Raw genomic sequence first — 17,777 nt, forward strand, 5'->3', positions numbered from 1 at the left:
AGGCGCCCATGCTCCGCATCCGCGACCTCGCCGTCACCTTCCGCACCGACGACGGGCCCGTCGAGGCCGTGCGCGGCATCGACCTCGACGTGCGGCGCGGCGAGGTGCTCGCCCTCGTCGGCGAGTCGGGCTCCGGCAAGTCGGTGACCGCGATGGCGGTGCTCTCCCTGCTGCCGGCGACCGCGACGCGCACGGGCTCGATCGAGCTCGACGGCCGCGAGCTCACCTCGCTCACCGAGCACGAGCTGAACGGCGTCCGCGGCAAGGAAATCTCGATGGTCTTCCAGGAGCCGATGACGGCGCTGAACCCCTCGATGCGCATCGGCGACCAGATCGCCGAGGCGCTGCTGAACCACGGCGTGGGCACCAAGCAGGAGGCGGCCCGCCGCGCGGTCGAGCTGCTCGCCCGGGTCGGCATCCCCGAGCCCGAGCGCCGCGCCGCCGGCTACGCGCACGAGATGTCCGGCGGTCAGCGCCAGCGCGTCGTCATCGCGATCGCGCTCGCCTGCGAGCCGAAGCTCATCATCGCCGACGAGCCGACGACGGCGCTCGACGTCACGGTGCAGGCCGAGATCCTCGACCTGATCCGCGAGCTCGCGCACTCGAGCGGCACCTCGTTCCTGCTCGTGACGCACAACATGGGCGTCGTCGCCGACATCGCCGACCGGGTCGCCGTGATGTACCGCGGCGAGATGGTCGAGCACGGCACCGCGATGCAGGTGCTGCGCGAGCCGAGCGCCGACTACACGAAGCGCCTGCTCGACGCCGTGCCGCGGCTGCCCGAGGCCGGCGAGACGGTGCCGCCCGCCGGCGAGCCCGACGGCACGGGCCCCGGCGGCGTCGCACTGCCGGTGCCGGTGCTCTCGCTCCGCGAGTCGAGCGTCACGTACCGCAAGGCGGGCAAGAGCTTCACCGCCCTCGACCAGGTGTCGATCGACATCGCGGCGGGCGAGATCCTCGGCCTCGTCGGCGAGTCCGGTTCGGGCAAGTCGACGCTCGGCAAGGTCGCCCTCGGCCTCGCGCCGACCTCGGGCGGCGAGCTGCGCCTCTTCGGCGAGAAGCTCGGCCGCGGCGGCCTGCGGGGACGCGCCGAGCGACGGCTCCGCGGCCGCGTCGGCGCGATCTTCCAGGACCCGGGCTCCAGCCTCGACCCGCGCACCACGGTCGGCGAGGCCATCGCCGAGCCGCTCGTCGTGCACCGCGCCGTGCGGCCCATGTCGGGGCGCGACCGGGCGGCGCGCGTGCGCGAGCTGCTCGAGGCGGTCGAGCTGCCCGCCTCCTACGCGAGCCGCTTCCCGCACGAGCTGTCGGGCGGCCAGCGTCAGCGCATCGGCCTCGCCCGGGCGATCGCGCTCGAGCCGGAGCTCATCATCGCCGACGAGCCGACCTCGGCGCTCGACGTCTCGGTGCAGGCCGCCGTGCTGCGGGTGCTCCGCGAGCTGCAGGAGCGCATGGACTTCGCCTGCCTCTTCATCAGCCACGACCTCGCCGTCGTGCACGAGTTCTCGCACCGGGTCGCCGTCATGCACGAGGGCCGCATCGTCGAGCTCGGCGCGACCGACGACGTGCTGCTGCGCCCGCAGCACCCGTACTCGCAGCGCCTGCTGGCCTCGGTGCCGGTGCCCGACCCGGTGGCGCAGCGCGAGCGCCGCGTCGCCCGGCTCGCCGCGAGGAGCGCCGCGTGAGCGGGGCCGCCCCGACGAGCGCGGTCACGCTCGAGCTCATCGCCCAGGATGCCGCGGCGGTCCGGGTCGCGGCGTCGATCGGCGCCGCGCGGGTGGAGCTCTGCCAAGCGCTCGCGCTCGGCGGGCTGACCCCGTCCCTCGGCACGATCGAGGCGGCCGTGCGGGCGGCCGGCGACGCCGTCGGCGTGCACGTGCTCATCCGCCCGCGGGGCGGCGGCTTCCACTACACGGCCGACGAGTTCGCCGTGATGGAGTCCGATGTGCGCGCCGCGGTCGCGGCGGGCGCGGCGGGCGTCGTCATCGGCTGCCTCGACGAGGCGGGCCGCTTCGACCTCGACGGCATGCGCCGGCTGCGGGATGCCGCGGGCCCGGCCGGGGTCGCCGCGCACCGCGCGATCGACGTCTCCGCCGATCCGCTCCAGGCCCTCGACACGCTGATCGAGCTCGGCCTCGACCGGGTGCTCACCTCCGGCGCCGCGCCGACCGCACTCGCCGGGCGCGACACGCTGCGCGCCTTCGTCGAGCGCGCCGAGGGCCGGATCGTCGTGATGGCGGGCGGCGGCGTGACCGCGGCGGATGCGCCCGGCATCCTCGCCTCCGGTGTGCGCGATCTGCACTTCTCGGCGAAGCGCACGGTCGCCGGCGACGCCGGCGGCGTGAGCATGGGCTCGGCGGGCAGCGGGGTCGGCGACTACGAGGTCGCGGATGCCGAGATCGCCCGGGAGATCGCCGAGGCGGCTCGCGCGGCGGCGACGTCGGCTTCTTCACCCTCGACCCCTGGCGGTGCCGCTCGATGATCGGCTCCACCGTGCTCGGGCTGGATGTCGGCGGCTCGAGCGTGAAGTACCGGCTTGCCTCGGCGGGCCAGGCGGACGGGATGCCCGACGCCATCGCCGAGGGCGTCGCCCCCGCCCTCGCCGAGGAGCTGCCGGCGACGCTCGCCGAGCTCGCCCGCACCGTCTCCGCCGGGCACCGGCTCGCGGCCGTCGCGGTCGCGATCCCCGGCCTCGTCGACGAGGCCTCGGGCACCGTCATCCGCTCCTCGAACGTGCCCGCGCTCGACGGCCGTGCCCTCGGCCCCGAGCTCTCGGCGCTCCTCGGCGTGCCCGTGTCGATCCTGAACGACGGCCGTGCGGCCGCCGTCGCCGAGGCCCGCTGGGGCGCGGGCGCCGGCGAGCGCGACGTCTTCACGCTTGCGCTCGGCACCGGCATCGCGGGCTCGCACCTGGTCGACGGCGTGATCGCCGACGGCGCGCACGGCTCGGCCGGCGAACTCGGGCACGTCGTCGTCGAGCCCGGCGGGCGGCTCTGCTCGTGCGGGCAGCGCGGATGCCTCGAGACGCTGCTGGGCGCCCCGGCGCTCCGCCGCGCCTGGAACGCCGCCGGCGGCGAGGGCTCGGCCCGCGAGCTGCTGGCCGCGTACGACGAGGACGACCCCCGGGCCGTGCCGATCGTGCGGACCGCCGCGCAGCACCTCGCCGACGCCGTGCTCACCCTGCTCGCCCTCGTCGACCCCGGCGTCGTCGTGGTCGGCGGGGGGCTCGCGAGCGCGCCGCACCGGCTGGTCGAGCTCGCGGCGGGCTACGTCGCCGAGCAGGCGACGTTCCACCGGGTGCCCCCGATCGTTCCCGCCGAGCTCGGCCGCTGGGCCGGCGCCGTCGGGACCGCGGCCGAGGCCCGCGCACTCGCCGCGCGCGCCGTCGCCGCCTGAGCCGGCGGAGGCGGCGCCGGGTGCCCACACACGCCCGGCGTCGTCTTCGCCCTTCCGGCGGAATGGTTTGCGCCACGTCGGCGTTGCCACCAGTCACGGGGCGCCGCGAGGGCGCGACGGCATCGACGGGGAGGCAGCACATGGCAGCGCAGGGCGAGGGTCGGGTCAGGCAGCTTCGGCTCGTGGCATCCGTGCCGGAGGGCGAGGACTTCGAGGCGACGCTCGCGTTCTACCGCGACGTGCTCGGGATGCCGGTGCAGGAGTCGTACGAGGCCGAGGGCGACGCCCGGGTCGTGATCCTGGATGCCGGTCGGGCCACGCTCGAGCTGTCGAACGCCGCCCAGGTGCGCTTCATCGACCGGGTCGAGGCCGAGGGCAAGCCGAGCGCCGCCCTGCGGGTCGCCCTCGAGGTCGACGACTCGGTCGCCGCGACCGACGAGGCGGTCGCCGGCGGCGCCGAGCTCGTGGCGGAGGCGCGCGAGACGCCGTGGCGCTCGATGAACTCGCGACTGAACGGCCCGGCCGGGCTGCAGCTCACGCTGTTCCAGGAGCTCGACGGGGCGGACGAGGCGTAGCCCCGAGCGCGACCTCGCGCATGACGGGCGTCTCCCCGCGGAAGTCGCCGTGCCTCGCCCAGTCGAGCGCGATGCGCACGAGCACGACGGCGCCCGCCTCGAAGGAGCCCGCGAACTCCGGGAAGGCGTCGAGGTACTCCGCGGTGCAGCGCTCGAGCTCCTCGTCCGCGGGGAAGTCGGCGCGCCCCTCGGCCTGCAGCGTGGTGCCGTCGGCGCCGCCGACGACGACGGCGACGCGCCCGTCGCGGCGCAGGTTCGCGATCTTCCGCGAATCCGGCTTCGCGTCGAAGAGCAGCTCGCCGCGGCCGCTCGCGGTGATCGCGAGGTAGGCGGCCTGCGGGGAGGCATCCGCTCCGAGCGTCGAGACGACGCCCGCCCGCTGCGCCCGGACGTACGCGATCAGTTCGGCGAGCTCCATCGCGCCAGCGTAACGCCGCCTCAGCGCGACAGCTCGCGCGCGGGCGGCACGACCTCGCGGCCGGTGTCCCAGGGCTCGGCCCAGCCGAGCTCGTCGAACATGCGCGAGAGGATCAACGCCGTCACACCCCACACGAGCCGCTCCCCGACGGTGAACGCCGGCGAGCGGTGCACGAAGCCGTCGCGCCGCAGCACCGTCATCGCGCGGTTCGCGGGCGCGAGCAGCTCCGCGACCGGCACCCGGAACACGTCGACCGACTCGTCGTGGTCGACCGCGGCGACGCGCGACTCGTGCGTCCACCAGGCGGGCACGGGCGTCACGAGGTGCCGACTGAGCGGCACCGGCATGGGCGGCAGCTCGCCGAGCGGCTCGACGCCGCCCGTCTCGACGCCGGTCTCCTCACGGGCTTCGCGGAGCGCGGCATCCACCGCTCCGCCGTCGGATGCCTCGAGCCGCCCGCCCGGGAAGGCGATCTGCCCGGCGTGCGTGCCGAGCGTCGCCGCCCGGCGCAGCAGCAGCACGTCGAGGTCCCGCGGCACGACGGTGGCAGCGGCATCCGCGGGACTGGCAGGCACCCGGTCGAGCACGCCGAATAGCACGAGCACGGCGGCGGGACGCAGCTCCGAGGGGTCGGGCATCGCGAGCCCGGGGATGCGGGTCGTCGGGGCATCCGGGCCCGGGAACCAGTCGAGCCCGCGCTCGCAGAGCGCGAGCAGTTCGGCACGGGCATCCACGGCCCCAGCGTAGCGAAGCGAAGCGACGGATACCGTTCACCGGACTGCCGCGCAACCCTCAGCCGTCGTCCACGGAACCGCGCGTACGCTGTGGAGAATGCTGATCATCAGCTACAACCTGCGGAAGCACCGCGCGATCTCCGAGCTCGCGGCGCTCGATGAGCGCTACTCGCCCGACGCCATCTGCCTGCAAGAGGTGGACACGGCGGGCCTCGCCGAGGACATCGGGCGGATGCAGCTCGCCCACTCGACCACCGGCAACCGGCTCGGGCTCGCGATGTACTACCGGCCCGACCGGCTGCTCCCCCGCGACGTGCGCGCCTTCGCGCTGAAGAAGTCGCTGCACGACCGGGTGCTCCGGCCCGCGCACGAGCGGCTACTCGCGGTGCGCTTCGACGACCTCGAGCACGACCGCGAGCTCACGATCGCCTCGTTCCACGCGGCCCCGCTCACCGCGCTGAACTCGCTGCGGCGAGCGCAGATCAACGCCGCGCTCGGCGAGCTGCAACTGCTCGGCCCGAACCTGCCCGCGCTCATGGTCGGCGACTACAACTACCCGGTGTTCAAGGACAACCTGGCCGAGAAGGTCCGCGAGGCTGGCTACGAGCTGACGCTCAGCGACCGGCACACGTACACGCGCTACCGCTACTTCCGCGGGCACTTCGACTTCGCGACCTCGGCGGGGCTCGTGCTGCGCAGCATCGAGACGCTGCCGCGCGGCGAGTCCGACCATCTGCCGATCCTCGTCGACGCGCACTACACGGGCACGGCCGCCGAGGTACCGGCCGACATCGACGTCGTCATCTGAGCCGAGGGCCCCGATCACCCGTCGATCGCACTGCCCACGGCACCCGCGAGCACGCCGAGCAGCACCGCCCCGACCATGACGCCCATCGCCGTCACGAGCGGCCGTCGGCTCCGGCCGCGGCGCGCGAGCCGCACGATCGAGACGACCATGCCGACGATGAGGGCGACGGCGGTGGTGAGCATCACGAACCAGCTGCCGGAGCGCTTGACGACGGCGCAGGCCTCGCCCGCGCAGCCCATGGCGTCCACGCCGACGAGGGCGCCCGCGATGAGCGCCGCTCCGGCGACGACGAACATGAGGATGAGCACGAACACCGTGAGCAGCACGTTCGTCAGCGGGTCCATCGGGGGGCCGTCGTGTCGGGAGCTCATCCCCTGAAGCCTACGGGCAGGGGCTGCGCACCACCTGGGGCGACCCTCGCACGGGGGCATGCCGCCCGGGCGGTGCGGCGCTACGCTGACGCCGTTCGCGGGCAGCACTGCCGCGGCGCATCCGGTTCCACCCCTACGAGGAGCACGATGATGACGACCACTGCGACGACCGACGCCGCCCTCGACCGCCCGCTGTACGGGGCGACCTTCGGGCAGGCGATCTCCCGCTTCTTCAAGAAGTACGCCACGTTCTCGGGCCGCGCGAGCCGCAGCGAGTTCTGGTGGTGGTACCTGGCCAGTGCGATCGTGAGCGGCGCGCTGTCGCTCGCCATGTCGCTGTCGGGCGGCTGGATGTACGACGCGGCGACGAACACGATGACCCCGCCGAGTGGCGGCTACGTGTTCTTCGCCTCGGTGCTCGGGCTCTGGGGCCTCGCGACGCTCATCCCGTGGATCGCCCTCAGCTGGCGTCGGCTGCACGACTCGAACCGTCCGGGTCCGTGGTGGTTCATCGGCCTCATCCCGATCGTCGGCGGGATCATCCTGCTCGTGTTCTTCCTACTGCCGAGCGACCCCGCCGGCGCCCGCTTCGACCGCTGAGCGCGACGCTCAGCGCCCGAGCAGGCGGTTCAGCCAGCCCGGCCCCGCGACGAGCGCGGCCGGGTCGAGCCGCGCCCGCAGGCCCCGGTCGGCGGTGACGACGAGCGGTCGGAGGGATGCCTCGGCCGCGACGAGCTCGACGATGGTCGAGTCGCCGTCGGCCGGCGCGGCCACGACGAGGATGCCTCCGGGCTCCGCCGCACCGCGCGCCGCCCCCTCGACGACGGCGGTGATCGCGTCGAGGCGCAGCAGCGCTCCCGACTCGTCCGGCCCCTCGACCTCGGCCCCGGCGAGCGCGGGCAGCCCGGCGAGCAGCCGGGTCGCCGCGCCGCGCCGGTCGCGCCACCAGCCGTCGGGGCGCGAGCCCATGACGTTCGCGACGTCGACGATCAGGCGCACAGCGGTCATGCTCCGATTCTGCACCCGGCGTGGTTCAGCCCGCGTCGGCCCGGCTCAGAGCGCGGGCCACCACGAGGCATCCGTCCAGAGCCCGAGCTCCTGCTCGAGCGCCGCGCCGACCCGGAACACCGCTGCGTCGTCGTACGTGCGCCCGACGAGCTGCACGCCCGTCGGCACGCCGTTCGGCGCGATGCCCGACGGCAGCGCGAGCACCGGCACCCGGCCGATCACGTTGAACGGCAGCGTCATGAGCTGGGAGAAGATCGCGGTGCTGTCGGTGCACGGCTCCTCGGCGGCGAGGCCGGTCGAGGCGACCGTCGGGCAGAGCAGCACGTCGAAGCCCGTCATGAGCTCGGCGAAGGGGCGGTAGAACGCGGACTCCGCGACGAGCCCCTCGACGTAGCCGCCGCCGGCCGCCGCCTGCGCGGCGAACGCCCGCGTGTACGGCATGAGCTGCGCGGCGCGCTCGGCATCGCCCTCGACGATCTGCTCGATGAACGGCCCCATCACCGCGCCGAAATGCGGCCAGGCGGTGTCGAGCACCCGCTGCGGGCCCCAGGGCAGCTCCACCTCGACGACGGTCGCCCCGGCCGCGGCGAGCGCGGCGGCGGCCGCCCGCGTGTTCGCCTCGACGGCCGGGTCGACGTCATAGCCGCCGAGCTCGAGGCAGAGGGCGACGCGCACGCCGGTGAGGGAGCCGACGCGACCGGAGACCTCCGCGATCTCGCGGAGCGAGGCGGCGTCGCCGACCCACGGTCCGGCGAGCACGTTCTGCAGCAGGGCGACGTCGGCGACGCTGCGCCCCATCGGCCCGTCGGCGCAGTACGTGTCGGAGTTGAAGGGCGCCATGCCGGGCACGCGACCGAACGGCGGCTTGTAGCCGACGACGCCGCAGAAGGAGGCGGGGATGCGGATGGATCCGCCGATGTCGGAGCCCGTGGCGAGCAGCGTCGCCCCAGCGGCGAGCACGGCGCCGGAGCCGCCGGAGGAGCCGCCCGGCGTGTAGTCGGGGTTCCACGGGTTGCGGGTGACCCCCCAGAGCTTGGAGTGCGTGACGGGGGCGCAGCAGTACTCGGGCGTCGTCGTGCGGGCGTGCACGACCGCCCCGGCCGCCTGGATGCGCTCGACGATCGGATGCGTCTCCTCGGCGAGGTTGCCCCGCTCGAGCAGGCAGCCGTCCTCGAGCAGGCGCCCGGCGATCGGCTGCTCGTCCTTCAGCATGAGCGGGATGCCCTCGAGCGCGCCGAGCGGCGCCCCGTCGCCGGTACCCGCGGCGGCCGCCGTGAAGCGCGCCTCGGAGGCGAGGGCTGCGGCGCGGGCCTCGTCGATCCACTGCTCGGTGACCGCGTTGATGGTCGGCTCGACGGCGGCGGTGCGCTCGAGCACCGCGTCGAGCAGTTCGACCGGGGAGAGCTCACGGCGGCGGAACCGCTCGGATGCCTCGGTGGCGGTGAGGTGGTGCAGGTCCATCGGTGCGTGCCCTTCGCGCGGCCGTACAACGTACGGCTCCGTACAGTGTACGGACGATACTCTTGCATCCATGCCGTCCCGTCAAGAGGCGCCCGCCGCCCGCCCGGTGCTGAGCCGCCGCGAGCTCGCCGCCGCGGCCATCGAGCTCATCGAACGCGACGGCCTCGACGCGCTGACGATGCGCCGGCTCGCGAGCGAGCTCGGCTTCGCCCCCATGAGCCTCTACACGCACGTGCGCAGTCGCGACGACCTCGTCGACGCCATCGTCGAGCAGCTCATCGAGCGCCTCGGGCTCGGCGACGACGACGCGACGAGCCCGACCGCCGACTGGCGCGAGCTCGTGCGCCGCACGCTCGGCGCGTACCGCGACCTTGCGGTCGCCCTCCCCCGCTCCTTCGAGCTGCTCGCCCTCGCGCCGTACGGCACGGCCCCCGTCGCCCCGCACCTGCTGGCGACCATCGCCCGGCTCGAAGCCGCGGGCCTCGACCCCCAGGCGGCGCGGGAGATCCTCGGCATCGTCGACGGCTACGCCTCGGGGTTCCTCGTCGTCTGGGCGCGCAGCCGCGAGACGGCCGCAGCCGAGGTCGACGGCGTCGCCGCGCTCCGCGACCTCGCCATGTTCGACCGCGGCATCGACGCGATCATCGCCGGCCTCGACGCGACGCTCGTGCGGGGCGGAGCGGGCGGCCGGGCATGACCCGCGAGTACCGCTACGACGTCGACCTCGTGCGGATCATGTACGACTACACCTCCTCGGTGGTGTGGTTCCCCGACCCCGTCGACTACGACGCGAGCCGACTCAGTGCCGAGCTCGTCGCCGAGCTGCGCGCGTGGGGGGAACTCCATGAGGAGGGCCTCGATGCGGACTTCAATTGGCGCTCACCCGACTACCCCGACCGCATCGACCGAGCGCGGCAGCAGCTCGCGCATCGGCTCGGCGACGAGCTCGGCGAGGCGTTCGAGGTCGAGTTCGCCGTGCCGCACCGCGTGTGGTTCGGTCCGCGCTGGGCCCACTACCGCTCGAACGCCCCGGCGACGAACCCGGAGGCCGCGGCGTACTTCGCACGCCTCGCCGCGGCCGCGGCCGAGCAGCGGGCGTTCTGGGGGCTGCAGGCGGCGGCCGCCGCCGGCTCGTGGTTCGCGCACCAGCCCCTGAGCGGCGAGGTCTTCCTCCCCGACGGCGCCGACCCCGTGACACGCGAGCAGGCGGAGCGTATCGTCGCGAACGCGGGCGCATCCGCGTCGGCGTCGAAAGCCGGGAGGGAGCGTGCCGGGATGGCACAGGGAGATGTCGTGACCCGTTCGAACCGCGGGCAGTGGGAGAACGAGGTCGAGGGCGAGCCCGCGCGTTCGCAGAGCTTCGCCAGCCGCGAGGAGGCGATCACCGCGGGCCGGGAGCTCGCCGCCCTGCTCGGCACCACGCACACCGTGATCGAGTCGGAGCCGACAGGCGTCATCACCGACGAGGAGCCCGAGGACTAGCCGGGCGGGTCAGTCCAGCTCGTCGAACAGAATCGCGCGCGGGTCGATCCCCGTTCGTCGGGCGATCAGCTGACGAGCCCGCCGCTCGACTGAGGTGCTGCGCAGCCCCCGCACGCGGACGCCATGGTCGGGCGCGTCGAGGATGACGACGGGCCCGAGCTGCGACGTCCGCACCCGCACGAGCTCCGGGTCGAGGTCGGAGAGCGCGTAGGCGACCTCGTCGTCGGCGAAGCCCGCCGCCCGCAGGCCCGCCTCGACCCGGTCAGCCCGCGGTCGCGGTACGGATCGCCGCCCCTCCGTCCGCGATCCGCGAAGCTCGAGCCAGCCCATCGCCGCCGCGAACGCGAAGACGAGGCCGAGCACCACGAGCCCGACGACGTTCATGCCCTCAGGCTAGGCGAATTGGCGACGCTACGGGACGGCGGAACGGCTCGCTGCCGAGATCAACTCGCGCAGGACGCTCGCGCTCTCGACGGCGCCGAGCACCCGGGCAGCGACGCGTCCCTCTTCGTCGAGGATGAGCGTCGACGGCACCGCATTGGGTGCGAGCTCGCCGGCGAAGGCCAGCTGCGCGGCACCTGAGTCGCGATCGAGGATCGAGGGGTACCCGATTCCGTAGTCACGCTCGAACGCGGCGGCATTCTCGGCCGAGTCGCGCACGTTGACGCCCACGAACACCACGTCGGGCAGCTCGGCTTGCACCGTGGCGAGGATCGGAGCTTCCGCGCGGCATGGTGCGCACGCAGCGAACCAGAAGTTGACGACCGTCACTCGCCCCGCAGTGTCAGCGGATGAGAGGGCGCCGCTGGCGGTCTCGCCTCCGAACTCCACCGCGTTCCCCCGCTCTGCGAGTGGGAACTCGGTGATCGTCCCGTCACCCGAAACGTAGCCTTTCGGTTCCGCCGCAGCGAGTCGCTCCGCCAGCGGCTCGGCGGCGCAGCCGACCAGGGTGACGGCGAGCGCCGCCGCAGCGAGCGCTTTCACCATCCGAGCGACACGAGAAGTTTTGGGATCCCAGAGCGGAGCCATCTCCTCAAACTACCTCACGACCGCGCCACCGCGCGAGAGGCCTGTCAACCGCTTGTATCCGTGGGGGCATTCACGGACCCGAACACGCGCCGTAGAAACGAGTCAATGCTCCACCAACAAGACGGCGCAGCGACCTCAGCCCGGAAGGACAGGAGACGAAAATGCCCATTTTCTCGAAGTTGATCGCAACGTCGGCGGCGGCGGCAGCGGCCTTCGTCCTCGCCGTAAGCTCTTCCAGCCCAGCGGTCGCATACGGATACGCAAGCGGGGTTCACAACTGCCCGGCGTCATGGTACGGGCAGATCACCGTCACCGCGAAGGGGTCGGTGCGCGTCTACGCGCCAGGTGATCGCTCGACATATGGTGAGACCATGAACTCAACTGGATACCAGACAGTGACATTCCGTGGAGCCCGTGGCGGTGGCCTGTGGGCTGTCGATGCTCTGGACTCGACCGCGGACATCTCGAGCCAGACGACGTTCTGCGTGTAGTCCGGATGTCGAGACAAACCCCCACGGCGGAGCGCTTTCGCAAACGCTACGGACTCGCCGTGATCTCGCCTCGCCGCTTGCTTCGAGACTCTGTGCATCTCGCGCTCATCCCCAGTGGGGCAGTCCCGAGCGGGTCGTTTGAGTCCATGGCGCAGTTTGAAGCAGAAGCAGGAGCTTCTGCCGCGTCCATCTTGATTGTCGACCTCGAGACCCGCCACCCTCTCGACAGTCCACGCGTGGTGGACGCGCTCATGGAGTCTCCTCTCGAGGCGGTGGTTGGACTGGCAACAGCACATTGCAAGAGCGCTGAGATGCGATTCCGACAAACCGCGCTGCGGCTACGACGCCGTGGCTGGCGTATCGCGAGTGGTGAAGCCGGTCTTGATGAGCTGCGCTCGATCGTCAACTCGATCGTCCGCTCCGAGTACGGCGATGAGTCGCTCGTCTTGACCGACCGACAGCAGCAGGTTCTCCACCTCGTCGCGTCCGGCATGTCCAACGCTGAGATCGGTGAACGCCTGACGATCACCACCGGTACCGTCAAGCGGCATATCCACGACTGCTTCGAGAGGCTGGGAGCGAGCACTCGACTCGACGTGATCATCCGAGCCCATCAACTCGGGATCATCGAGACGGTCCCCGAACTCGCGCACCAAGCGGTGTAGAAGCTCGAGAGGAGCAGAACGCCCGGCCCTCCGCGGAGGGCCGGGCGTTCCGGTCGATGGGGTTACGCGGCCTGCGGCATCCCGGTGGCGGGAACCGCGGATGCCACGACGAGCTCGCCGCCCGAGGCATCCACCCGCACGAGTCCACCGTCACCGAGCTCGCCGGAGACGAGCAGATCGGAGATGCGGTCGTCGACCTCGCGCTGGATCAGGCGGCGCAGCGGCCGCGCGCCGAATTCGGGCTCGTAGCCGTGCTCGGCCATCCACGCGACAGCCGCGTCGGTCACCTCGAGACCGATCTCGCGCGCACCGAGGCGGGCGCGGGTGGCGACGAGCATGAGCGAGACGATCTCGGCGATCTCGTCCTTCGTGAGCTTCTTGAACAGCACAATCTCGTCGATGCGGTTCAGGAACTCGGGACGCATCGCCTCGCGCAGCTTGCCCATGACTCGGTCGCGCAGGTCCTTCTCCGAGGAGAAGCCGTTCGCCGAGGCATCCGCCGACGCGACGAAGCCGAGCGCACCGGACCGCGAGGCGAGGAACTCCGACCCGAGGTTCGAGGTCATCACGACGACCGTGTTGCGGAAGTCGACCGTGCGACCCTGCCCGTCGGTGAGGCGTCCGTCGTCGAGCACCTGCAGCAGCAGGTTGAACACGTCGGGGTGCGCCTTCTCGATCTCGTCGAACAGCACGATCGAGTACGGGTTGCGGCGCACGCGCTCGGTGAGCTGACCCGCCTCGTCGTAGCCGACGTACCCGGGAGGGGCGCCGACGAGCCGCGACACGGTGTGCCGCTCGCCGAACTCCGACATGTCGAAGCGGATCACGGCGGACTCGTCGTCGAACAAGCGGTCGGCGAGCGCGCGGGCGAGCTCGGTCTTGCCGACGCCCGTCGGCCCGAGGAACAAGAACGAGCCGACCGGCCGCTTCGCGTCGCCCATGCCGGTGCGGTTGCGACGCACAGACTTGGCGACGGCGGTGACCGCGTCGTCCTGCCCGATCACGCGGGCGTGCAGCTCGTCTTCGAGGGTCGCGAGGCGCTCGCGCTCCCCCTCGGTGAGGCGGTTCACGGGGATGCCGGTGGCGCGCGAGATCACCGCGGCGATCTGCGCCTCGTCGACGATCGTTCCCTGAGCCTGTCGAAGGGAATCCTGGCTGGTCCCCTGAGCCGCGTTGGTTCCCTGAGCGTGTCGAAGGGAACTCGCCCCCACCTCATCCAGCTTCCCCTGCACCTTCGAGATCTCGTCGCGGATGCGGGATGCCTCCTCGTAGTGCTCGGCGGCGACGGCGGCGTTCTTCTCGGACTCGAGCTCGGCGAGCCGCGCCATGAGCGCGGGCACGTCGGTCTTCACGCCGAGGCGGAGGCGCAGTCGCGCACCGGCCTGGTCGATGAGGTCGATCGCCTTGTCGGGCAGCACCCGGTCGGGCAGGTAGCGGCTGCCGAGTTCGACGGCGGCGCGCAGCGCGTCATCCGTGTACTCGACGCCGTGGTGCTCCTCGTAGGCGGGCTTCAGGCCCTGGAGGATGCGCACGGCGTCCTCGATCGAGGGCTCGCCGACGCGCACCGGCTGGAAGCGGCGCTCGAGGGCGGGGTCCTTCTCGATCTGGCGGTACTCCTTGAGCGTGGTCGCCCCGATGAGGTGCAGCTCGCCGCGCGCGAGGCGCGGCTTCAGGATGTTGCCCGCGTCCATGCCGCCCTCGCCCGCGCCTCCGGCGCCGACGACGGTGTGCACCTCGTCGATGAAGACGATCAGCTCGCCGCGGTGGGCGGCGATCTCCTCCATCGTCTTGGTGAGGCGCTCCTCGAAGTCGCCGCGGTAGCGGGTGCCGGCGAGCATGCCGGGCAAGTCGAGCGCGATGACGCGCTTGCCGAGCAGGGCTTCGGGCACCTGCTCGTCGACGATGGCCTGCGCGAGACCCTCGACGATCGCGGTCTTGCCGACGCCCGCCTCGCCCACGAGCACGGGGTTGTTCTTCGTGCGGCGGGAGAGGATCTCGATGGTCTGCTCGATCTCGTCGGCACGGCCAATCACGGGGTCGAGCTCGCCGTTGCGGGCACGCTCGGTGAGGTCCATGCCGAACTTGTCGAGCGTCGGCGTGGATCCCTGAGCCTGTCGAAGGGAATCCCCCTCGCCGGTTCCCTGAGCCTGTCGAAGGGAATCCTCGTCAGTGCCCTGTCGAAGGGCCTCATCCACCCCGTCCCGCATCGTCTGCGTCAGGGCCTCGGCCGTGACGCCCGCACGGGCGAGCACCTGTCCGGCCGGGGCATCCTGTCCCAGCACGAGCGCGAAGAAGAGGTGCTCGGGGTCGATGTACGTCGCGCCAGAGGAGCGCGCCACCTGGTAGCTGTGGAACAGCGCGCGGGAGGCCGAGGGCGTGATGGTCGCGGCGTCGCGCCGCTGACCCAGCTCGTCGAAGGGGACGTCGCCGGATGCCGGCAGGCGCGCCTCGGTCGCGGTGATGATGCGCTCGGGGCTCGCGCCGACGCGACGGATCGCCGCCTGCACGCTCTCGTCCTCGACGATGACGCGCAGGATGTGCAGCGCGTCGAGCTCGGTCTGGCCGCGCTCGAGGGCGAAGCGTCCCGCCTGCTGAAGAATGCTCTGGGTGCGGGCCGTCAGGAACCGGCTGAGGTCGATCGACCGCGCCTGACGGGCCTGCTCACCCGCGAGGTATCGGGCGAGGAACTCGTCGAACGAGCTCGCGCCGGCCTCGTTGAAGTCGTTGGGCACCTGGCCTCCTGGTTGAAGTTGAGTGTGGTTCGCTCAAGTTCAACGCATGGGCGCGGGAGGTATTCCCAGCTAGCACCTGCCCGCGCTCGTCCAGTCCACTCCAAGCACTCGTCGGGTCACGCCTCCGCATCCATCCGGGCGAGCGCGTCACGGATGAGCGGACTCCAATCTTCCAATGTCTCAGTGCCGTCAATGATGTTCCGCATCGCGGTTTCGAACCGGCGCAACACCGGCCGCAAGTCACGGCTGATGCCCTCATTCGCCTTGGCAGCATCCGCTGCAGTCTTCATCCCCGACACAGCCGTCTTGGATGCCTCGATCATGCCGACCAGCTGCTCTAGGGCCCTTCGCGAACCGGCTTGGTTAACCTGGTTGCTCGCGATTTCGATTACCGCTCGAACGGCGGGGTCCAGTCGAATCAGCTCCGTCGAGTAGTCCCGAGATCGCTTCTCAAGGTTCAGTAGCTCTGGTTCAATATCGCGGGCGAGCTGCCGAGCGATGCGAACCTTGGCGGCGAATGAATTGGGGCGAGAGTTGGCGGCGTTCATCTCCTCGGTGGCGGCGGAAAACCGCGCATTGAAGGCCTCAATCGCCGGGGGCAGCGCTTCAACCGCCTGCCCCCAATCCTGCATGGCTGGCCCCAGATCTACCAACCTGTCTAGTAGACCCGGGGCGTCCTCTCTGGCCTCAACCTGACCACCTGCGGCACCAATCGGATCCACCACCGAACTCGCGGGCATGGTGCTAGATGGGGATACTCCGTCGGCTGAAACGCGTTCGATTCCAGCGTCGGTCGCGATCGCTGCGCTACCGGCCAACGTGCCTTGCCCGGCCGGACCGCCTGATGCTTCCAGCTCCTGTGTGAGTTCTACGAGCCGGAGAGCCAGCCGGTTGATCGCCGCCCGATAGTCCGCCGATGCCTCGTCGAGCAATCGCATGCGTTCCCAAGGCTCATACTGCATTCTCGCCGCGATCGCCTTCAGCTCATCGCCGCTGTCCTCTATCAGGTCTGGAACTGGAACGTATCGGACCGAAAGAAGGAGCTGCGGGAGTCCAACTTTGCTCGCCGAGGTTGCAAAGCGGCGCAGCTCGTTCCGACACTCTTCCCGGGTGAAGTACGTCGGCGTGAGTATGGGGATAAAGAACAACGTCGCTTGGAGCGCCTCATCAAGCTTCGCGCGAAAGTCCTCGCCCCAGCGAATATGCTCTCGATCCGTGAAGATGTCGATGGTCGCGCCGGTGAGCATCTCAAACTCAGCGCGAAGCTGCGCAGCGAGCCTGAGAACTCGCCCCTGCTCTCGGTCGTCGTCGGCATGTGCATAGCTCAGAAACGCTCGCGCCACGATCTCCAAGGAAGCCCCCAATCGTCGATGAGTGATCGTTCCAGGGTGGCAGCATCGGCTCGACATCAGGGCGGCGCTTCTCCCCCCAATCCGGGGGATTCATTCCGCTAAAACCGGCCGCGGGAGGCCCATGCGAGCTCACGTTTGCTCTCGCGCCACAATTCAGCACGAGGCGTCTGGCGCAGCTGCCCTCCCGGCCCGCCCAGAAATTGGGCCAAGGTGCCAATTCGCAGTCCATTCCACGGCCGCAGACACTTGCCCACGCAGACACGGCTCGAGGCTCGAGCCTGGACGCAACTACCATCAGGGTCATGGACAAACCTGAACCCGATTCAGTGTCTGACGCGCACTTCGTAATCCGCGCGAAGACCCTCTCTGTCGCAGCGGGAATTGCCGCGCTGGCCGCGATTGCTGCGCTTGTGACAGTGATAGGGGTAACTGGGAGCGACGCGTTGGCCGCCGTCGCGATCGCGCTAGCCATCCTCGCGTTCCTTGTTCAGATCATTGTCCTAGTCGCAGATCTCATGGCAACCAACGCACGCGACGAGGAAGCTCGCCGCATCAACGCCGATTCGCGCGCACTCCTAGCTCGCGTCGAGATTCGGACGGAGCAAACCTCAACGATCGTGAGTGAACAGCTTGCCAAGCTGCTGGATGCTGTGCTCGTATCGACTAAGCCCGCAGTGGACGGCAGCTCGGCAACAATCGACGACGTCCGCGAGGCCCTCAAAACGGTGCGCTCGGAGACGCTCGGGGATGCGAAGCAGGCAGCAGGCGCTGCTCGTGTCTCCTTGGTCCGGATCTGGCCATCAGCATCGACGCTAGAGCGGCTAATCGCGCAGGGGATTCAGCAGCTCCCCGATCTGTGCTTCCCTCTACTCGACATCCTTGCGATGGATCTTGTGAGTTCGTACCAGCAAGGCATTCCCGAAGGCCGAGTCATGGATACGCCGATGTACGCGGAGGCAGCGGCTGCGCTCGTAGCAAACGGCTACGCAACGCAGAATGAGATCCGACTGGTCCTGACTCACAAAGGGATCGAGGCGGCCAGCCTCATCGCCGCCTACGATCCGGTCCCTGACTACGTACTGAACCTCTGGCCAGATCTCCCAGCGGTTCGCCAAAGGTCGCAACGCTAGCAGCAAGCGAGCAGAGGCTCCGCATGACAAGCGTCGCATTCGGGCGCCCTCAAAGGCTCGCTCTTCGGATCAGCAGCCTCGTCTCGCAAGTTCAATGCTCAGAACAGCTTCCAGGCGGCGTTCCT

The 17,777-nt window shown here is 71.0% G+C and carries 19 protein-coding genes; 10 read left to right on the plus strand and 9 right to left on the minus strand.

What is annotated here, in order from left to right:
* Window positions 1-8: 8 nt before the first annotated feature.
* From QSJ60_RS15865 to QSJ60_RS15880, 4 genes are all read left to right on the plus strand, one after another.
* Window positions 9-1,685, plus strand: a complete 1,677-nt coding sequence (locus tag QSJ60_RS15865) for an ABC transporter ATP-binding protein (RefSeq protein WP_285465353.1) — start codon at window positions 9-11, stop codon at window positions 1,683-1,685.
* Complete coding sequence (locus tag QSJ60_RS15870; RefSeq protein WP_285464415.1) at window positions 1,682-2,482, plus strand: copper homeostasis protein CutC; 801 nt, start codon at window positions 1,682-1,684, stop codon at window positions 2,480-2,482. Before QSJ60_RS15865 ends, QSJ60_RS15870 begins: the two co-directional genes overlap by 4 nt.
* Window positions 2,479-3,396, plus strand: a complete 918-nt coding sequence (locus tag QSJ60_RS15875; protein WP_285464417.1) for an ROK family protein — start codon at window positions 2,479-2,481, stop codon at window positions 3,394-3,396. The genes QSJ60_RS15870 and QSJ60_RS15875 overlap by 4 nt, the downstream gene beginning before the upstream one ends.
* Window positions 3,397-3,536: 140 nt before the next feature.
* The gene (locus QSJ60_RS15880; protein ID WP_230764403.1) at window positions 3,537-3,971 is read left to right on the plus strand and encodes a VOC family protein; all 435 of its coding nucleotides are present in this window, start codon (window positions 3,537-3,539) and stop codon (window positions 3,969-3,971) included.
* On the opposite strand, the gene QSJ60_RS15885 is transcribed toward QSJ60_RS15880, so the two are convergent.
* Window positions 3,931-4,389 carry a pyridoxamine 5'-phosphate oxidase family protein gene (locus QSJ60_RS15885; RefSeq protein WP_285464420.1) on the minus strand — a complete coding sequence of 153 codons (459 nt, stop codon included), beginning with the start codon at window positions 4,387-4,389 and terminating at the stop codon, window positions 3,931-3,933. The two genes, QSJ60_RS15880 and QSJ60_RS15885, sit on opposite strands and share 41 nt — an antisense overlap.
* A 20-nt stretch (window positions 4,390-4,409) precedes the next feature.
* On the minus strand, window positions 4,410-5,123 hold the full coding sequence (locus QSJ60_RS15890; protein WP_285464422.1) for an NUDIX hydrolase: 714 nt from the start codon (window positions 5,121-5,123) through the stop codon (window positions 4,410-4,412).
* A 97-nt stretch (window positions 5,124-5,220) separates the two neighbouring features.
* Between QSJ60_RS15890 and QSJ60_RS15895 the strand changes: the two genes are divergently transcribed.
* The gene (locus tag QSJ60_RS15895) at window positions 5,221-5,931 is read left to right on the plus strand and encodes an endonuclease/exonuclease/phosphatase family protein (protein WP_189085820.1); all 711 of its coding nucleotides are present in this window, start codon (window positions 5,221-5,223) and stop codon (window positions 5,929-5,931) included.
* Window positions 5,932-5,945: 14 nt separating this feature from the next.
* Here the strand turns inward: QSJ60_RS15895 and QSJ60_RS15900 are convergent, their stop codons facing one another.
* Window positions 5,946-6,302, minus strand: a complete 357-nt coding sequence (locus QSJ60_RS15900) for a hypothetical protein (RefSeq protein WP_285464424.1) — start codon at window positions 6,300-6,302, stop codon at window positions 5,946-5,948.
* A 150-nt stretch (window positions 6,303-6,452) separates the two neighbouring features.
* Here QSJ60_RS15900 and QSJ60_RS15905 point away from each other — a divergent pair, with 150 nt between their 5' ends.
* Window positions 6,453-6,902 carry a DUF805 domain-containing protein gene (locus QSJ60_RS15905; RefSeq protein ID WP_285464426.1) on the plus strand — a complete coding sequence of 150 codons (450 nt, stop codon included), beginning with the start codon at window positions 6,453-6,455 and terminating at the stop codon, window positions 6,900-6,902.
* Between the two features lie 9 nt (window positions 6,903-6,911).
* Here QSJ60_RS15905 and QSJ60_RS15910 read toward each other — a convergent pair whose 3' ends face one another.
* Together QSJ60_RS15910 and QSJ60_RS15915 are read right to left on the minus strand one after the other, a co-directional pair.
* A complete protein-coding gene (locus QSJ60_RS15910) occupies window positions 6,912-7,310 on the minus strand; it encodes a hypothetical protein (RefSeq protein ID WP_285464427.1) in 399 nt (132 codons plus the stop codon).
* A 45-nt stretch (window positions 7,311-7,355) separates the two neighbouring features.
* Window positions 7,356-8,771 carry an amidase gene (locus QSJ60_RS15915; RefSeq protein ID WP_285464429.1) on the minus strand — a complete coding sequence of 472 codons (1,416 nt, stop codon included), beginning with the start codon at window positions 8,769-8,771 and terminating at the stop codon, window positions 7,356-7,358.
* A 70-nt stretch (window positions 8,772-8,841) separates the two neighbouring features.
* On the opposite strand from QSJ60_RS15915, the gene QSJ60_RS15920 reads away from it, so the two are divergent.
* Window positions 8,842-9,468 (plus strand): TetR/AcrR family transcriptional regulator, encoded by a 627-nt coding sequence (locus QSJ60_RS15920; protein WP_285464431.1) that lies wholly within the window; start codon window positions 8,842-8,844, stop codon window positions 9,466-9,468.
* Window positions 9,465-10,253 carry a DUF2188 domain-containing protein gene (locus tag QSJ60_RS15925; protein ID WP_285464433.1) on the plus strand — a complete coding sequence of 263 codons (789 nt, stop codon included), beginning with the start codon at window positions 9,465-9,467 and terminating at the stop codon, window positions 10,251-10,253. Before QSJ60_RS15920 ends, QSJ60_RS15925 begins: the two co-directional genes overlap by 4 nt.
* Before the next feature lie 9 nt (window positions 10,254-10,262).
* On the opposite strand, the gene QSJ60_RS15930 is transcribed toward QSJ60_RS15925, so the two are convergent.
* Together QSJ60_RS15930 and QSJ60_RS15935 are read right to left on the minus strand one after the other, a co-directional pair.
* The gene (locus QSJ60_RS15930; RefSeq protein ID WP_285464434.1) at window positions 10,263-10,637 is read right to left on the minus strand and encodes a hypothetical protein; all 375 of its coding nucleotides are present in this window, start codon (window positions 10,635-10,637) and stop codon (window positions 10,263-10,265) included.
* A gap of 27 nt (window positions 10,638-10,664) precedes the next feature.
* Window positions 10,665-11,240: a TlpA family protein disulfide reductase gene (locus QSJ60_RS15935; protein ID WP_285464436.1), complete on the minus strand. Its 576-nt coding sequence runs from the start codon at window positions 11,238-11,240 to the stop codon at window positions 10,665-10,667.
* A gap of 679 nt (window positions 11,241-11,919) precedes the next feature.
* On the opposite strand from QSJ60_RS15935, the gene QSJ60_RS15940 reads away from it, so the two are divergent.
* Window positions 11,920-12,438 (plus strand): LuxR C-terminal-related transcriptional regulator, encoded by a 519-nt coding sequence (locus QSJ60_RS15940; RefSeq protein WP_285464438.1) that lies wholly within the window; start codon window positions 11,920-11,922, stop codon window positions 12,436-12,438.
* A 62-nt stretch (window positions 12,439-12,500) separates the two neighbouring features.
* Here QSJ60_RS15940 and QSJ60_RS15945 read toward each other — a convergent pair whose 3' ends face one another.
* A complete protein-coding gene (locus QSJ60_RS15945; protein ID WP_285464440.1) occupies window positions 12,501-15,170 on the minus strand; it encodes an ATP-dependent Clp protease ATP-binding subunit in 2,670 nt (889 codons plus the stop codon).
* Between the two features lie 116 nt (window positions 15,171-15,286).
* Complete coding sequence (locus tag QSJ60_RS15950) at window positions 15,287-16,513, minus strand: toll/interleukin-1 receptor domain-containing protein (RefSeq protein ID WP_285465355.1); 1,227 nt, start codon at window positions 16,511-16,513, stop codon at window positions 15,287-15,289.
* A 311-nt stretch (window positions 16,514-16,824) separates the two neighbouring features.
* On the opposite strand from QSJ60_RS15950, the gene QSJ60_RS15955 reads away from it, so the two are divergent.
* The gene (locus QSJ60_RS15955) at window positions 16,825-17,652 is read left to right on the plus strand and encodes a hypothetical protein (protein WP_285464443.1); all 828 of its coding nucleotides are present in this window, start codon (window positions 16,825-16,827) and stop codon (window positions 17,650-17,652) included.
* The last annotated feature ends 125 nt before the right edge of the window (window positions 17,653-17,777 follow it).

Source organism: Agromyces sp. NBRC 114283 (assembly GCF_030268405.1).
Classification (GTDB): Bacteria; Actinomycetota; Actinomycetes; order Actinomycetales; family Microbacteriaceae; genus Agromyces; species Agromyces mediolanus.

Coding starts and splice junctions, on each gene's coding strand:
- QSJ60_RS15915 (WP_285464429.1), bottom strand. CDS start 8,771: ATGGACCTGCACCACCTCACCGCCACCGAGGCATCCGAGCGGTTCCGC.
- QSJ60_RS15930 (WP_285464434.1), bottom strand. CDS start 10,637: ATGAACGTCGTCGGGCTCGTGGTGCTCGGCCTCGTCTTCGCGTTCGCG.
- QSJ60_RS15885 (WP_285464420.1), bottom strand. CDS start 4,389: ATGGAGCTCGCCGAACTGATCGCGTACGTCCGGGCGCAGCGGGCGGGC.
- QSJ60_RS15875 (WP_285464417.1), top strand. CDS start 2,479: ATGATCGGCTCCACCGTGCTCGGGCTGGATGTCGGCGGCTCGAGCGTG.
- QSJ60_RS15900 (WP_285464424.1), bottom strand. CDS start 6,302: ATGAGCTCCCGACACGACGGCCCCCCGATGGACCCGCTGACGAACGTG.
- QSJ60_RS15910 (WP_285464427.1), bottom strand. CDS start 7,310: ATGACCGCTGTGCGCCTGATCGTCGACGTCGCGAACGTCATGGGCTCG.
- QSJ60_RS15940 (WP_285464438.1), top strand. CDS start 11,920: ATGGCGCAGTTTGAAGCAGAAGCAGGAGCTTCTGCCGCGTCCATCTTG.
- QSJ60_RS15905 (WP_285464426.1), top strand. CDS start 6,453: ATGACGACCACTGCGACGACCGACGCCGCCCTCGACCGCCCGCTGTAC.
- QSJ60_RS15880 (WP_230764403.1), top strand. CDS start 3,537: ATGGCAGCGCAGGGCGAGGGTCGGGTCAGGCAGCTTCGGCTCGTGGCA.
- QSJ60_RS15935 (WP_285464436.1), bottom strand. CDS start 11,240: ATGGTGAAAGCGCTCGCTGCGGCGGCGCTCGCCGTCACCCTGGTCGGC.
- QSJ60_RS15920 (WP_285464431.1), top strand. CDS start 8,842: ATGCCGTCCCGTCAAGAGGCGCCCGCCGCCCGCCCGGTGCTGAGCCGC.
- QSJ60_RS15865 (WP_285465353.1), top strand. CDS start 9: ATGCTCCGCATCCGCGACCTCGCCGTCACCTTCCGCACCGACGACGGG.
- QSJ60_RS15895 (WP_189085820.1), top strand. CDS start 5,221: ATGCTGATCATCAGCTACAACCTGCGGAAGCACCGCGCGATCTCCGAG.
- QSJ60_RS15955 (WP_285464443.1), top strand. CDS start 16,825: ATGGACAAACCTGAACCCGATTCAGTGTCTGACGCGCACTTCGTAATC.
- QSJ60_RS15925 (WP_285464433.1), top strand. CDS start 9,465: ATGACCCGCGAGTACCGCTACGACGTCGACCTCGTGCGGATCATGTAC.